This is a genomic window from Bartonella sp. AP40SXNS (assembly GCF_042195825.1).
Taxonomy (GTDB): domain Bacteria; phylum Pseudomonadota; class Alphaproteobacteria; order Rhizobiales; family Rhizobiaceae; genus Bartonella.
Map to the genome: position 1 here is coordinate 1 of NZ_JBHIPB010000118.1, position 656 is coordinate 656.

Consider the following 656-nt stretch of genomic DNA (forward strand, 5'->3'; position numbering starts at 1 on the left):
GACAAATCTTCTGTCTGTTCCATTCTTGTTTTGTAAAAACAAAATCCACGCCTTCTTTTAGATCAAACTTTTCAACACAATCGTTAAACCAAGTGGAAAAATCTTGTTTCAAATGTAAGTGCCTATGCATTACATGGGCATTAACCATTTGGACATAACCGATTTTGTCTTCTACCTCGTTTTCAGGTATGAGATATCATTCACTATGAATATTATTATCATGTGTGGTCATGAGTTTACTCTAATTAATTATTGATGAATTAAAGGGGGCGCTTTTAAATACGCCCTCAGAATTTAAATCACATCACAAGGACGCAAACGGTGTTGTTGTTCGTAAGTACCGTAAATCTCATCATTATATTTTTCATCTGCTATCTCGTCTAAAAGTTCATTGTAAGTATCACTTTCACGTACAAAGTAATGAGCCTCACTATCCTCATGGAGATTGTTCAATATTTTCTTCTACATATGCGTCTGCAATCTCTTCAGAGATATATTCGCAACTCTTCTCAGAAGGATTTATACGAAAGATTTGGATTGCATCATCTGCCTCATCAACAATGCTTAGAATTTAGCTTGCATCAAGTGTTCCAGACTCTGCAATGTTTTGATTATCATCGTAGGAAACTAATAAAATTTCATTGGAATTAATAAGA

General features: G+C 34.1%; 1 protein-coding gene and 1 pseudogene. Both read right to left on the reverse strand.

The window, feature by feature from the left end:
* A partial coding sequence (locus tag ACFILZ_RS10085) for an antA/AntB antirepressor family protein (protein WP_375611087.1) occupies nt 1-190 on the reverse strand: 190 nt, incomplete at its 3' end.
* A 104-nt stretch (nt 191-294) separates the two neighbouring features.
* Nucleotides 295-656 (reverse strand): annotated as a pseudogene (locus ACFILZ_RS10090) (hypothetical protein); the annotation flags it as partial.